Source organism: Vibrio cyclitrophicus, assembly GCF_024347435.1.
Taxonomy (GTDB): Bacteria; Pseudomonadota; Gammaproteobacteria; order Enterobacterales; family Vibrionaceae; genus Vibrio; species Vibrio cyclitrophicus.
In genome coordinates this window covers 1,335,952-1,350,933 of sequence record NZ_AP025480.1, presented here as the reverse complement: position 1 = coordinate 1,350,933, position 14,982 = coordinate 1,335,952, and the positions used below count along the sequence as shown (strand labels likewise).

10 protein-coding genes and 1 pseudogene are annotated in these 14,982 nt (G+C 43.1%); 6 read left to right on the top strand and 5 right to left on the bottom strand.

Going from position 1 to position 14,982, the window contains the following annotated elements; genetic code table 11:
- Positions 1–335: 335 nt before the first annotated feature.
- Together OCW38_RS06145 and OCW38_RS06140 are read left to right on the top strand one after the other, a co-directional pair.
- Complete coding sequence (locus OCW38_RS06145) at positions 336–743, top strand: SulA-like leucine-rich domain-containing protein (RefSeq protein WP_010438229.1); 408 nt, start codon at positions 336–338, stop codon at positions 741–743.
- 262 nt (positions 744–1,005) lie between these two features.
- Positions 1,006–2,109 carry a phosphoribosylaminoimidazolesuccinocarboxamide synthase gene (locus tag OCW38_RS06140; protein WP_010438225.1) on the top strand — a complete coding sequence of 368 codons (1,104 nt, stop codon included), beginning with the start codon at positions 1,006–1,008 and terminating at the stop codon, positions 2,107–2,109.
- 125 nt (positions 2,110–2,234) lie between these two features.
- Here the strand turns inward: OCW38_RS06140 and OCW38_RS06135 are convergent, their stop codons facing one another.
- Both OCW38_RS06135 and OCW38_RS06130 read right to left on the bottom strand, forming a co-directional pair.
- The gene (locus tag OCW38_RS06135) at positions 2,235–2,612 is read right to left on the bottom strand and encodes a hypothetical protein (RefSeq protein WP_010438222.1); all 378 of its coding nucleotides are present in this window, start codon (positions 2,610–2,612) and stop codon (positions 2,235–2,237) included.
- A gap of 203 nt (positions 2,613–2,815) precedes the next feature.
- Entirely contained in the window at positions 2,816–5,200 is a 2,385-nt protein-coding gene (locus tag OCW38_RS06130; RefSeq protein WP_261895429.1) for a helicase-related protein, read from the bottom strand.
- 184 nt (positions 5,201–5,384) lie between these two features.
- Between OCW38_RS06130 and OCW38_RS06125 the strand changes: the two genes are divergently transcribed.
- The 3 genes from OCW38_RS06125 (at position 5,385) to OCW38_RS06115 (ending at position 9,567) form a co-directional block, all read left to right on the top strand.
- Positions 5,385–7,073: an NAD-dependent malic enzyme gene (locus OCW38_RS06125; RefSeq protein ID WP_010438217.1), complete on the top strand. Its 1,689-nt coding sequence runs from the start codon at positions 5,385–5,387 to the stop codon at positions 7,071–7,073.
- A 172-nt stretch (positions 7,074–7,245) separates the two neighbouring features.
- Complete coding sequence (locus OCW38_RS06120) at positions 7,246–7,998, top strand: SanA/YdcF family protein (protein WP_010438215.1); 753 nt, start codon at positions 7,246–7,248, stop codon at positions 7,996–7,998.
- Positions 7,999–8,196: 198 nt separating this feature from the next.
- On the top strand, positions 8,197–9,567 hold the full coding sequence (locus tag OCW38_RS06115) for an SLC13 family permease (RefSeq protein ID WP_010438212.1): 1,371 nt from the start codon (positions 8,197–8,199) through the stop codon (positions 9,565–9,567).
- 241 nt (positions 9,568–9,808) lie between these two features.
- Here OCW38_RS06115 and OCW38_RS06110 read toward each other — a convergent pair whose 3' ends face one another.
- Complete coding sequence (locus OCW38_RS06110; RefSeq protein ID WP_010438209.1) at positions 9,809–11,104, bottom strand: GGDEF domain-containing protein; 1,296 nt, start codon at positions 11,102–11,104, stop codon at positions 9,809–9,811.
- A gap of 302 nt (positions 11,105–11,406) precedes the next feature.
- On the opposite strand from OCW38_RS06110, the gene OCW38_RS06105 reads away from it, so the two are divergent.
- A complete protein-coding gene (locus tag OCW38_RS06105; protein WP_010438207.1) occupies positions 11,407–12,231 on the top strand; it encodes a DUF2797 domain-containing protein in 825 nt (274 codons plus the stop codon).
- A gap of 218 nt (positions 12,232–12,449) precedes the next feature.
- Here OCW38_RS06105 and OCW38_RS06100 read toward each other — a convergent pair.
- Together OCW38_RS06100 and OCW38_RS06095 are read right to left on the bottom strand one after the other, a co-directional pair.
- Positions 12,450–13,649 (bottom strand): annotated as a pseudogene (locus OCW38_RS06100) (sensor domain-containing diguanylate cyclase).
- Positions 13,650–14,012: 363 nt separating this feature from the next.
- Positions 14,013–14,897, bottom strand: coding sequence for a LysR family transcriptional regulator (locus OCW38_RS06095; protein WP_016789255.1), 885 nt, complete (start codon positions 14,895–14,897; stop codon positions 14,013–14,015).
- Between the last annotated feature and the right edge of the window lie 85 nt (positions 14,898–14,982).

Genomic DNA, 14,982 nt, shown 5'->3' with positions numbered 1-14,982 from the left:
GCAACAACATTGAAATATAAGAAAGCGCCTGAGGCGCTTTTTTTGTGTCTGTGGTTTTAGATTTTCTCTTCTCTCTTCTCTCTTCTATATAGGCGTATACAGTATTTTTCTGTCAAAACCACTGTATACACCTGTATAAAGCTCACATTTTTTCAAATTATGAGACAAAACAACAAATTCATTCGAATTTAATTTATTAAATAATTTCAACAACTTAACAACATCACACCTATAACTTCAGACAAAATCGTCCAATAATCCCGCAAAAAATGCTTGATCTTATAAGCAACTAAAACTACTGTATACACATACAGCATGTATATAAGGACAGCAAAATGATTCAAGCACACGTTAAAGCCCAACACTCTAGCCCGCTAGTTCACTGCGTATTTACATCAGTTTCTCGTAAAAGCAAAAATTCAAACGAGGAAGCGTTGTTCGCTAGAATGGCGTTGCTGTCCAATCAACATCAGTGGTTACTGTTTACGGCTCAAACACCGAGACCATCCGCTAAGCAGCTGAAGCAACATAATGTTTGCTGTGACCGCGTTATTCATATGAAAGCCTCTCACCAAATGACTGAAGTAGAAACAGTCGAGAAAGCTATTCGCTCTAAGAATGCGAGCGCAATCGTTGCAAGTGCTTCTATCGACTCATTCAGCCAACAGTATCTAAGAATGTTAGGACAACGCTTTCAATGCGAAGTGTTCTTCATCGATGACAATTCAGAACGCATTCACTAAGCCACCTCGCTTAACAATTTAGCTAACAAACATAGCTCGATAACATAGCTCCAAAACACAGCCAATAGACTGCCTTCCCCTGCCCTACAATTCGCCAATTTTTAAGCGGGTCGTTAGGCGGGGGGTTTTTATTTGATTAATAGATTTAGCAATCGATTGCTTTTTCTCTGGAAGCAAAGACTAGATTGGGTATAATGCCCGTCTAATCATGTGCACACCGCACTTCTCTGTATGACGTTTGATAAAAGATAGGAATGTCTAAATGAGCCTTGCTGATCAAGTTCTTGCCGTAAATGATGACCTACCAATCCGTACTGACAAACCTGTCCACAGCGGCAAAGTTCGCTCAGTCTACTGGTTAACTGAAGAAGATAGCCAACGACTAATTAAAGACAAAGGCTACGACGTAGCACCGGATGCGCCTTTAGCCATCATGGTGATCAGTGACCGTATCTCTGCGTTTGATTGTATCTGGCGCGGTGAAGGGAATCTTAAAGGTGTTCCGGGGAAAGGAGCAGCTCTGAATGCTATCTCTAATCACTGGTTCAAATTGTTTAAAGACAACGGGCTTGCTGACAGTCATATTCTTGATATCCCTCACCCATTCGTATGGATTGTTCAAAAAGCTCGTCCAGTAATGATTGAAGCGATTTGTCGTCAATACATCACAGGTTCAATGTGGCGTGCATACGCAAACGGCGAACGTGAATTCTGCGGCATCGAGATGCCTGAAGGCCTAGAGAAAGACAAGAAGCTACCTGAACTGCTGATCACACCTTCAACAAAAGGGATTTTGAAAGGCATCCCTGGCGTACCAGAAGCTGACGATGTGAACATCACACGTAACAACATCGAAGACAACTTCGCTGCGTTCAACTTTACTCAAGCCAGTGACATTACGCATTACGAAAAACTTCTAAAAGAAGGCTTCAACGTAATTAGCCAAGCACTCGCAAACGTCGATCAAATCTTTGTTGATACTAAATTTGAGTTCGGTTATGTAAACGATGCTCAAGGTAAAGAAAAGCTTATCTATATGGATGAGGTCGGTACACCTGATTCATCTCGTATTTGGGATACTCAAGAATACAACAAAGGCAACATCGTCGAGAACTCAAAAGAAGGTTTCCGTCAGTTCTTACTTAACTACTTCCCTGATGCAGACATTCTGTTGAACAAAGAGCGTATGCCAGAACGTGAAGCTCTAGCTCGTGACAATGAACTTCCTTTGGATGCATTGATGTCTCTTTCTCGTACTTACCTTGATATCGCAGCGAAAATCACCGGTGCAGAGATAGTACTGAGTGAAAACCCTAAGCAAGAGATCATCGATGTATTACGTGCCGACTACGGACTGATCGATTAATTACGCTAGATGACTAATACAGCTTGGATACAAAAAGGGCCTCAACATTGAGGCCCTTTTTATGTCTGTTGATAAGTTGCCGAACACTTTTAGTGTAGGTTAAAACTGATGGCTGAAACTGGTCGCTAAAGCTTAATGGTAAGCTCTTCTCCAGTATTTCCCGCAATCATTAAGTGACTACGTGATTCGATATATTCGATCTGCTCTTCTTCAAGAGAATAAGGCATCACAACTTTGAGTTCGTTGATCCCTTCTAGTTTGGCAAGTTTAAGCAAGGTAACAATATTTGATTCATCGCTTTTACGTGTAGACATTGATTTCAATGCCATCTGCCATAAACGATCTTCTGGGGTGCCCAACTCTTTGATGCTATCTCGCCAGACGGTACTGAACACTGGCGCAATTGTGGTAAGAGCTTCCAGAAAAGTCCACTTTTTACTGCATGAGGCGCCAAGAAATGTTGTGTAATCGAACTCTACACGCGTCTCTTCCTGTTTATCCATGATGTCCCCCGACACTTTGGCAACACAATATACTCAATATCTATCAACTTTTTCTTTATAGCAATAGGATATAGAAGAATAGTCTTTTATGACCTTTTGATTGGTTAAAAAGGCATATAAAAATCAAAACCGTAACATAATAAGCACTGAAAAATAATATATGCGCCTATTTGATTAATATTTTAGAGATAAAACTTATCCATCTATTTTATATCAATTATTCGGCTCGCTTTTTTGTACTGAATACGCCATCCAGACCATGTAGGCAACTCCCAGCGTTTTGGTGATAACTTCCGACTACCCGATTGATAATGCACGTAAATCAGCTTCCTTCCAGTCAAGTATTCCACCTCAAGCTGCAAGTCGGCAAGGCACAATGAAAACGGATATTTTTCTGAGAACTCGTTATACAGCCAAGCAGGTATACCATCAAAGGGAATGTCGTTATGTTCAAACATTTCCAGCTCGCTGACATCCGTCACGCCTAACACTTCCAGTTGTTCTATAAGCCATAGTTCAAAGCTCAATTGCTCGATCTCTGGTGTAAATTGAGTCTGCTCATCTAGCCCGAGTTTGACGTAAAGCTGCCAATGCTTAATCTCTTGAGTACGGGCCTCTGCAAAACCAGGAAGCTGAGCACCGCTTACCACGAGATCAACGATAGGCTTTAAAGACAACGGTCCTTCTGCCGCTACCAGCTTAGTCGTAATCGTGCGGCCAGCGTACACCAATGCCATTTCAGTAAACACGCCCTCGTCATTGACCACGGTTTCACTTTGCTGCCATTCACCCAAATCTGCTTCAACAACGAGTTCTAAAGGAATAGGCGCAGTGGTCGTAGCTAAGATCAGTGTTTGCTTCACACCACGACCCGGTAAGCTGTGAGTGTCCAACACCAACATAGCTTGCGCATTGTCAGGGAAACGATTCTGGCGACCGAGTACTACTTCTAACATCCCGTTGGCAAAGGCTTCTTTCCTCTTCAGTCGGCGCACAAACACGAGCTCAGGATGTAAATTAACAATAGTCTTAAGCAGTTCAATGCGTTGGAAACGTGACGCGACTTCTAACTGAGGAAGCTCAAACACCTCACGCATTTGCGTCGCCAACCCTTGAGCTTCATTCAATGCCTGCTTATCTATTTCTAAATGTGGATAATCACGACCGCGTACAATCTGAATTAACAGGGATAAATCACATCCTTCTTTCTCTTGTTGAGCGAGTGCTTCCAAATGGTCTGCATTATTAGGTAATTGGTATAGACGAGCCGGAACTGAAAGCGCTGCCGTGAGATCCACCATCGCCTCTTTTAATGCTTTGTTTTTAATTCGAGTAACAATATCGGCATACAAGGCATCAATTGGCAGCGGGTAAAGTTTCTTTCCATGCTCGGTAATTTGATGGTCGGTATTAATCGCCTCCATCGTAAGCAAGGTTTGAGTCGCGCTATTTAATGACTTCTCTGGAATAGGGTCAAGGAAGGACAAGCTCTCAAGCGGAGCACCACAACATGCCGCGGCCAACATAGGTTCTGTTAATTCTTCACGTTGCAGTTCAGGTGGTGTGACTAATTCTAACGCCGCATGCTCGCCATATAGACGAACACAGACACCATCCATCACCCTACCCGCGCGGCCAGCTCGTTGCTTGGCACTCGCTCGTGATATCGATTTAAGCATCAGTGTCGTTCTTCCGTTTCGTTGAACGGTGCGTCTTTCTAACCCTGAATCTATCACCACACCTATGTCGGGTATAGTTAGTGAGGTTTCAGCAACGTTGGTCGCCAAAATGACTTTTCGTAAACTGTCGCCGTCATTTTTAGTATCGATATTACGACCAGAGAGCGCTAAACCTCGTTCTTTATCACTCACTGATGCATGCAATTTAACAACTTGGATATCTGGATTCTTTGCCAAGGTTTGCTCACAATGCACGATCTCTTTTTTACCCGGCAGGAAAACCAAAATATCGCCACGAGAAGCGATCAGTTGGTGATTCACTTCTTCAGCAATACGTTGCTCTAGATGTCGAATATCGGGTAATACTCTTGATTCATTCGCCCTATTTTCAATAGCAACTTGATAAGTTCGGCCTTCACAGCTTATTCGATTCGCATTCAGATAGTGAGCAAGGCGCTCACCTTCAATGGTGGCAGAAGTGATCACCAAACGATGACTCGCTTTTTGTTTCAGAATCGCCACCAGCAGATCAATATCCCAGCGCCTCTCGTGAAATTCATCCACCACAATGACATCGAAACTAGCAAGTCCATCTTCAGATAACCAACGCAATGCGATTCCGGGAGCCACAAAAACCACATCGGTTTGCTCGCTATATTCAGATTCAAGCTTAATGGCGTAGCCGACCTTGCTACCCAACTTCTCACCCGATTGCTGTGCGAGGTATTTAGCTAATGACGTACAGGCGATTCGTCTTGGCTCTACCACAAGTACTCGCCCATGCTGAGACGCCCACACCGGTAAACGTGTTGATTTGCCCGATCCGGTTTCTGCTTCGACTACGAGGTGAGAACTGCCGATTTGATCGTGGAATGCATTTTGATAAGAATCGATGGGAAGTAGAGACATAAAAAGGAAGCGTCGCGAAAAAATGTGAGCAAAGTATAACGAATTATGGCATTCAAATTCGATAAGTGTGGGACATAGGTAAGAATATCATTTTGTTTGCTCAGATCGGAGGGAAACTATTTACAATTGAATAACTAAACCGTTATCATTTTTCAGTTACCCTTTCTCCCATATTAGGCATCCAATGAACAACGATAAACGCCCTCTGTATATCCCTTATGCTGGTCCTGCTTTACTAAGTACCCCTCTTCTTAACAAAGGCAGCGCATTCTCTGCTGAAGAGCGCAGTTCTTTCAACCTTGAAGGCTTGTTACCGGAAACAACCGAAACAATCCAAGAGCAAGTTGGACGTGCATACAAACAATATTGTAACTTCGAAAGTGATATGGATAAGCATATTTACCTACGTAACATCCAAGACACTAATGAAACGCTTTTTTATCGTTTAGTTCAAAACCACATCTCTGAAATGATGCCTATCATTTACACGCCAACAGTTGGCGCAGCATGTGAGAACTTCTCAAATATTTATCGTCGTGGCCGTGGTCTGTTTATCTCATACCCGAATCGCGATCGTATCGATGATCTACTGAATAATGCGACAAACCACAACGTTAAAGTTATCGTGGTTACGGACGGTGAACGCATTCTTGGTTTGGGAGACCAAGGCATCGGTGGCATGGGTATTCCAATTGGTAAGCTAGCGCTTTACACAGCTTGTGGCGGTATCAGCCCAGCTTACATGCTACCAATCGTGCTCGATGTGGGTACTAACAACCCTCAACGTCTTGCAGATCCAATGTACATGGGTTGGCGTCATCCTCGTATTACAGGTGCCGACTACGACGCATTCGTTGAAGAGTTCATCCAAGCGGTTCAACGTCGCTGGCCAGATGCATTAGTTCAGTTCGAAGATTTCGCACAAAAGAACGCAATGCCTCTACTTGAGCGTTATAAAGATCGCATCTGTTGTTTCAACGATGATATCCAAGGTACAGCAGCGGTAACGGTTGGTTCTCTACTTGCAGCATGTAAAGCAGCAAACAGCAAACTGTCAGATCAACGAATAACCTTCTTAGGTGCGGGTTCTGCAGGTTGTGGTATTGCAGAAGCGATCATCGCACAAATGGTATCTGAAGGTATCAGCGATGCACAAGCTCGCTCTCAAGTATACATGGTTGACCGTTGGGGTCTGCTACAGGAAGGCATGCAAAACTTGCTTGATTTCCAACAGCGTTTGGTTCAAACCAACGCTAACACTAAAGATTGGGAAAGTGACGGTACTGGTTTCTCTCTACTAGACGTTGTTCGCCACGCTAAACCAACCGTATTAGTTGGTGTATCTGGTGCTCCGGGTCTATTCAGCAAAGAAGTCATCAAAGAGATGAACCTTCACTGTGAGCGCCCTATTATATTCCCACTGTCGAACCCAACAAGCCGTGTTGAAGCGACACCAAACGACATTATTCGTTGGACTGATGGCCAAGCTCTTGTTGCAACAGGTAGCCCATTTGAACCAGTGGTTCACAACGGAACTACTTACCCAATTGCTCAATGTAACAACAGCTACATCTTCCCTGGTATTGGCCTTGGTGTATTGGCTGTGAACGCTTCACGTATCACCGATGAGATGCTGATGGAATCAAGCCGTGCTCTTGCTACGTGTTCTCCACTTGCCATCAATGGTTCAGGTGCGTTACTTCCACCATTGGAAGAGATTCACACCGTATCTAAGAAGATTGCTCTTGCCGTTGGTAAGAAAGCCATTGAACAAGGTGTTGCGTTAGAGATCACAGATGAAGCTCTTCAACAAGCAATTGACCAACATTTCTGGCAACCGGTTTACCGTCGCTACAAGCGTACTGCGTTCTAATAAATTGAACTGTATTCTAAATAAAGAGCGTTAACGACTCTTACTAGAGCCTCTGCCAATGCAGAGGCTTTTTTCTTTTCACTGTCTTGTCTTTTTAGCTGATTTTTCTCATTTTTATTTGGTATTATCGAGCACTCAAAAATTAATGCTCAGCCAAAGGACCATACCGAGAGTGAAATTTGATTCTCACATTTTCCGTAGCTACTTAAAAAAAGCTTACAAAAAACTACAAGGTTTTCTGTTTGGCGCTTTCCTCGTGTTCTTAGTAGGTAGTGCTGCGGTTATTGCGATTGATTATTGGGTTTCATGGCAAGCAAAAGATCGCATCATCTACCATATCGATGATGTGCCAGAGCGCGAAGTTGCCGTTGTACTTGGTACCAGTAAATACCTAGGTAGAACACTCAACGAATACTACAAACATCGAATTGACGCTGCTATTGAGTTATTCGATCGTGAAAAAGTAGAGCAATTTCTACTGAGTGGCGATAACGCTCATCGTTCTTATAACGAACCGTGGACAATGAAACGTGACTTATTAAAAGCCGGTGTGCCCGATGAACGCATCAATCTCGATTACGCTGGTTTCAGAACTTTAGATTCAATTGTTCGCGCCAAAAAGATCTTCGATACCGATAACTTTTTAATTATCACACAGGAATTCCACTGTGAAAGAGCACTATTGATCGCAAGCTCTTACGATATTCACGCCCAATGTTTGGCAGTTTCAGGTCCGACTCACCACTCTGGAACAACCATACGTTTACGTGAAGTGTTCGCGCGAACTAAAGCGTTCCTTGATTTGTATATTATTGGTACTGCACCCAAATTCCTTGGACCTAAAGAACCAATTCAACCCAGCCCTAAGCAAGAAACACTGCCTATTCCTAGCCCTATCACAGACCCTTCAGATCCCGATGTGTAGAAACCTACACATTTTGAATTTGTTGCCTCACATTTCCCTACTGTTACACAAAAACACACCAACGCTCCTTTCTTAACTTAAGTAACATTCCCCCAACAAAGTCCGACCCTACATCAAGCTATATACCTCGTACAGAATAAGCACTACTCAATGAAGTCAGTACACCAATAAAACGAGGATAAACAAAAGGAGCGTCTTATGACGGCACTTGTTACTACACTGAAACACTGGTTGTTTACCCGCAACAGCATGATATTAATTGGTAATTTCACACTATTTGCACTCTTGCTCAACACCTTACCATTCGAAGCACAAGTGAATACGGGTTTAAGTATTCTCGTGTTCGTTGCTATTTTATGGTTAACCGAAGCGATTCACGTCAGCATCACCGCTTTGCTTGTTCCTCTATTGGCTGTCTTGTTTGGTGTGTTCAATACGCCCGCAGCACTGGCTAATTTTTCGAACCCAATCATCTTTTTATTCATGGGTGGCTTCGCACTGGCAGCCGCACTGAACAAACAGGAGTTGGATAAAGCGATTGCCGACAAAGTATTACTGATAGCAAAAGGCAGAATGTCGGTCGCCGTATTCATGTTGTTTGGTGTGAGTGCTGGTCTATCAATGTGGATCTCCAACACAGCCACCACAGCGATGATGCTTCCTCTTGTTCTTGGTATCATGAACAAAGTCGACCAAAGTGAAGACCGCAACACCTACGTGTTCGTGCTACTTGGTATTGCTTACTGTGCTTCAATCGGTGGTATTGCAACCTTGGTTGGTAGCCCACCAAACGCTATTGCGGCGGCAGAAGTTGGCCTAAGCTTCACTGAGTGGATGGCGCTTGGCCTACCAATCTCAATGATCTTGTTACCAATCGCGATGATTATTTTGTACGTCATGACTAAGCCGAAACTTGACCACAAATTCGAATTAGACCATGCCCCTGTTGAGTGGACAAACAGTAAGAAAATCACACTGTCTATCTTCCTTCTAACGGTAACGCTTTGGATATTCGGTAAACCAATCAATGCTATGATCGGCGGCTTCTCTAAGTTCGATAGCTTGGTAGCGATTGGCGCAATTGTACTACTTGGCGCTTCTAGAGCGGTTGAATGGAAAGATGTTGAGAAGACAACGGACTGGGGTGTACTTATCCTGTTCGGTGGTGGTATCTGTTTAAGTAACATTCTTAAAGCGACAGGAACGAGTGTATTCCTAGCGCACTCTCTAAGCGGATTTTTAGAAACAGCTGGTGTTCTTCTTACGATTCTAGCGGTGGTAGCGTTCGTGGTATTCCTAACGGAATTTGCGAGTAACACTGCAAGCGCAGCACTGCTTGTCCCTGTATTTGCGACTATTGCTGAAGCGCTAGGTATGTCTCCAGTTATCTTATCGGCGCTAATTGCCGTTGCCGCTTCTTGTGCTTTCATGTTGCCAGTCGCGACACCACCTAACGCAATAGTGTTTGGCTCGGGTCACATCAAGCAGAAAGAGATGATGCGAATCGGTATGGTATTAAACCTAGTTTGTATCCTAGTTCTGACATTGTTCGCTTGGATTTTCTGGTAAGCATAAACGCCTAGTTGGTGATACTCCAACTAAGATGATTACTGTTTCCCTGATACAGCCTTTCTAAAACAGCCCGCTCAACAAAATTCGCTACGAACGAGGGCGTTGAGCGGGCATCGTAAGAAAAATAAACGTTTTTACCTTTTGGTGGCTCTTCGTCACCTTTTTTGCTTTTAGAATGGTAGCCATAGCGATGCCACATACTCACTTATGGTTTTTTCACAATCGGAACAACCTCAGATTAGTGACTCAAGAACACCTGATTTCGACCCGAATGTTTCGCTTGATATAAAGCTTCATCAGCACGAGCAATAGTCTCTGTCACCCGCTCTTGCTTCATCTCGGCAAGACCAACACTGCAAGTAAGAGGGTCGCCATGAACCCATAGGTGTTGACTAACCAAAAGCCTTATTTTCTCTGCCTTTCTTTGCGCTTCTCCAGCGTCTGTCTCAGGACAAAAAACAATAAACTCTTCCCCGCCCCACCTCACTAACTTGTCGGTAGCGCTGATCGAGCTACCCACTACCATGCTAAACTCACGTAAAATATGGTCGCCCATCTGATGTCCGTACTTATCGTTCACACTTTTGAAGTAGTCAATATCGAGGTACAACATACTTAGCTTCCCATGCCCTTGCTTCACCTGTTGAGACTGCATCTTCAACCAATCACGGATCGCGTGTCGGTTAAGTATGCCTGTTAACTCATCTCGGTGAGCCATCTCTGAAAACTCAAAGTTTTGCTCTCGTAATGCACGGTTAACACTCTTAAGGTGGTGGTGCCTTTTTTCTGCAATCACCATACGCTTGCGTGAGTGATGCAATTCAGAAAGTAAAAATACAGTACCTGTGCCTACCCAAATGAACAGCAAGATTAAGAACAAACTTTCTGCTGATATATAGGATCCTTCAAATTCAATACTGCGAATAACAATTCGATGATGACCTAATTTTGCTCCAGAGGCGGTCGCAAATTCAACCATATTGACATTTGAATATTCTGGAGCCGAATGTTCTAGCGCAATATCGTTATCGGCAAGCCACCATGTCATCACCTGCAGGTTAGCAATAGGAATCTCAATCACACCGCCATCTACACCAGGTGAAAACTCCATACCATTATACTTATGCGTGTATTCGTCATCAGATACAGAGTAAGCAGGATTATAATTGCGTAGATAGGTTCTCAAACGACCGCTAGAATCCGCTTCCGCATGATAATCAATATTGACTCTGAAGGTATGGTATTGGGAAAGATCAAGGCCAGCGGTAATGTCTGGATTGATACGAATTGACAGGCCACAATAAGGCCACGGATACTCAGACTCTTTCAATTCACAGTCGAGAATATACTGGCCATTTTTAAAAGATATTTGAGAGGTACTGATACCCCTGTCAACTTTATCGCTAGTTGCGACAAATTCATATTTATCAGGAGTAATAGCAGTTATCACACGACTCCCGCTCACACGGTAATACTGCACAATGGCAAGCGTTGTGATAACGAGAAAGATAACAATCTTATGAATCCACTTCACGTCTAAACTTCCGGCTAAGGTCCCTATAGTTGGGATTTCACGATATAAAATAAGTTAAGTAAATCAGTGATCTTCATTCCAACAACTCACTGAAAAACGTTATATCACGCCAGAACAAAATGTCATACTATATTTTTATGTGCATGTTGACTGGTAATTATTCACGCCGAGAATCAAGTAATATTGCGTATAAAAACAAACTCTATTTGTTATACTCATCGCATAATCATCGTTAACCGTAGCGCCTGCTTAAAGAGCATCCGAGTCGACGAAATAATAATCAAAATACAACGAGTAATGTCATGTCTTTATTAGCAAAAGGAACACTCAAGAAAATGAGTGCTTCGCTTGATGGTGCGGTTACCTACCGTTTACCTGTCGGTGAAGAATTTGTAGAGCTAAACCCTCTGATTGGTAAAACCATTAACCTCTCTCACACCGGTAATATTTTTTGCTGCTCGTGTGGCAAAAAAACCAAGAAAAGCTACTCGCAAGGACACTGTTTTGTGTGTATGAGAAAGCTGGCAAGTTGCGATATGTGCATCATGAAGCCAGAGACTTGCCATTACGATGAAGGCACTTGTCGTGAGCCTGAGTGGGGTGAAGCGAACTGCATGGTTGATCACTTCGTTTACCTGTCGAACACATCAAGCCTTAAAGTGGGTATCACTCGTCATACTCAAATACCTACTCGCTGGATTGACCAAGGCGCAACTCAAGGCCTGCCTATCTTGAAGGTGAAAACACGTCAGATTTCTGGCCTGATCGAAGTTGAGTTAGCAAAGCACATTGCTGACAAAACTAACTGGCGCACGCTACTCAAAGGCGACGGTGACGATATGGAATTGATAGAAAAAGCCAAAGAACTATTGCCATTGGTTGAGGATAAAATCCAAGAGATCAGAGCGAAGTTTGGTGACGATGCTATCGAGATTCTGAGCGAAAACATCACTTCATTGAGCTACCCAGTTGAACAGCACCCAGTGAAAATTGTATCGCACAACTTTGATAAGAACCCAGAGGTAACTGGTGTACTTCAAGGTATTAAAGGCCAGTACCTAATCCTAGATACTGGTGTGATTAACATTCGTAAATTTGGCTCTTACGAAGTAGAAGTTTCTGCTTAGTAAGCCAACGGTTTTATAAGCAACTGCTTTTATTAGACACTACTTTGATAAGCCAAAGCTGAGTTCATTTAAGCGGTGAAATCTAAACAACTTTGACCAGATTACACTGAACTTATCATGACGATAGAAACTAAAATGCCCTCAGCGATTGCTTAAGGGCATTTTATTATCAATACGATTCTATGCTAGCCGCCTAACTAAACCATGTTTAGTCAACATTAAGATGTGCTCACTTCTCCGCATACACAATTTTTTCCACTCGCTTTAGCTTGGTACAGAGATTGATCCGTTAAGTTCACGAGCGCATCAATGGACACTTTCCCTTCGCACGATCGGCTGTCACTGACTCCAATACTGACGCTCACATTAAATCGAACATGTTTGCTGATGTTAAACTGAGTTTGATTAAATTGCTGGCGAATTTGGTCAGATACTGCGCGTGAAATTTGAGGAGAAGCATTTGGGAGAAACACGATAAACTCTTCGCCACCCCAACGCCCTGCAACACCACCAGCTTGCTCTACATTACGCTTGGTAATACTAGCCAAAGCACAAATAACTTCATCACCTACCATATGACCGTAAGTATCATTGATCGATTTAAAGTCATCGATATCAAGTAGCATACATACAACATGATTATCGGAAGCAAGATACGCTTTCAGCCAATCGTAAATCGCTCTTCGATTGAGCAAATTGGTCATTTCATCGTAATTCGCTTGATGAAGTAACTGTTTCTCCAACATTACTTTTTGAGTCACATCTTCGAGCACCACCTGAACCGCTGGCTGACCTTTCCAAGTAATCGCATTGTCGTAAATATTGAAGAACCGGTGAACCTCGTCGAACCCTATATTTTCAACCACAGTACTAGTTCCTGACAACTCACCAGACACAATCGCTTGATAATGCTTACTGATACCATCCGTATTCTGTTTTGGTACCAATTCAAGAATCGACTCTAGCTCTAATACTTGCTCGATGGACGTGCCGCCTTGCATGTTGACCCAAGATTGATTGACCATCAACGGTTTGAAATCTCGATGAACCAAGATGCCCTGTCCTGATTGCATGATCATATCGTGATACATCTTATCTTGCTCACGCACCGCATTTTACAACTGAATAGCAGGAGATAGATCGATAACCGTGACTTGCAGTGCAGGTCTTCCCTGCCACTCCGTAACATGGTCGATAGAAAACACTGTGAACTCTCTACCGTTACGATCAACATTGGTATAAGTATGAACCTGAGGATCTCGTTGACCGCTGACCGTTTCAAGGTAGTTTTGATAGGCTAAAACATGAAATTCTTCTGATATAAGATCTAAAAAGCTATCTATATTAAGCAGTAGTTCTTCGGGTGATTGGTATCCATAAATACGCGCATAATTAGCATCAACGCTAACTACATTCATATCTTGAATAGTTATTACACCGTATGTGGATTCGAAATTTATTGACGACATTGCCCACTCCGCACTAGAGCTATACTTCGTAAATTGGAGTATAACGACATATCCTACTAGCGACTTAACACAATCTATCGCACGCCAGACACATTAATATATCAACTAGTATATCGTACTGCTTCACGCTTCTCTACAATTCAATTGCTTACACGAGACATCAAAAGCTAGCAAGAACATCAATCTTGTTACGCGTGTCAAAAAACAAAAAAAGATAACACCTATCAATGTAAACGTTTCCTTAGCCTTGCTCTCGTTTACTAAACCTGGGCCGCTGAAAGCATCAAACTCTTTTCCTTAATCGCTTTCTAACTATTCTTGCCAGTCAGAAAAGTAAGAGACGAGAAAATCGATCGCAAGCCGTGCTCTCTGTGGTAGAAAGCGACGGTTTTGGTAAACAATCCAACTGCTGGTTCCTGCTCCCCAATACTCTTCTAGTACTGGAAACAGTTTTCCATAAGCAAGAGCGCCATTGAAACTGCTTTTTGGTAGGTAGACAATGCCAAGCCCCTGTTCACATGCTTTAATCACTGCGCTTGAGTTATTGCTTCTCCAGCGACCATGCACTCGTACTGCATTAAGCGGTTTTCCATCTTTTTCAAATAGCCACTGATCACTGTTGGCAATGATGCAACTGTGTAATTTCAACTGTTCTGGGTGAACTGGTGTACCAAATTGATCAAGATAAGCTTTGCTGGCTGCTGCCGCCATTGGGCGATCAACGAGCTTTCTTGCCACCAACCCCGAATCATCCAACCGACCATATCGAATCGCGAAATCGATGCCATCTTCGATGAAGTTAACCATCTTGGTATTAAAGTTCATCTCTATAGTTAGATCTGGGTGGTCTTTGGCAAATTCCATCAACGCAGCAGCCACATGATTTTCTGCAAACGCGCCTGCGGCACTCACTCGTAATGTGCCACTTAACTGAGCTTGTTGAGAGGTCACTTGTTCATTTGCCTGTTGCAGCCCAATAACTAGATCTTTGCACTGCTGATAATAGGTGTGACCCGATTCGGTTAAGCTTACCATGCGTGTAGAACGAGCAAGCAAGGCAACACCTACCCTTTCTTCTAACCTTGAAACTTGGCGACTGACATGACTGGTACTGCAACCTAACTGCTTTGCGGCCGCAGAAAAGCCGTGACACTCTGCTACCGCAACAAACTCATTAATACCTTCAAAGCTATCCATACTTCACCTGCTTACATCTAACGAATTCACATCGACTAATTCATATCTAACTATTGCTATATAGCAATAATGTTTTGCCTATTCG

Bases quoted from the DNA above. Each gene is read 5' to 3' on its own strand.
- OCW38_RS06125 (WP_010438217.1), top strand. From the start codon at position 5,385: ATGAACAACGATAAACGCCCTCTGTATATCCCTTATGCTGGTCCTGCT.
- OCW38_RS06095 (WP_016789255.1), bottom strand. From the start codon at position 14,897: ATGGATAGCTTTGAAGGTATTAATGAGTTTGTTGCGGTAGCAGAGTGT.
- OCW38_RS06115 (WP_010438212.1), top strand. From the start codon at position 8,197: ATGACGGCACTTGTTACTACACTGAAACACTGGTTGTTTACCCGCAAC.
- OCW38_RS06145 (WP_010438229.1), top strand. From the start codon at position 336: ATGATTCAAGCACACGTTAAAGCCCAACACTCTAGCCCGCTAGTTCAC.
- OCW38_RS06140 (WP_010438225.1), top strand. From the start codon at position 1,006: ATGAGCCTTGCTGATCAAGTTCTTGCCGTAAATGATGACCTACCAATC.
- OCW38_RS06105 (WP_010438207.1), top strand. From the start codon at position 11,407: ATGTCTTTATTAGCAAAAGGAACACTCAAGAAAATGAGTGCTTCGCTT.
- OCW38_RS06130 (WP_261895429.1), bottom strand. From the start codon at position 5,200: ATGTCTCTACTTCCCATCGATTCTTATCAAAATGCATTCCACGATCAA.
- OCW38_RS06135 (WP_010438222.1), bottom strand. From the start codon at position 2,612: ATGGATAAACAGGAAGAGACGCGTGTAGAGTTCGATTACACAACATTT.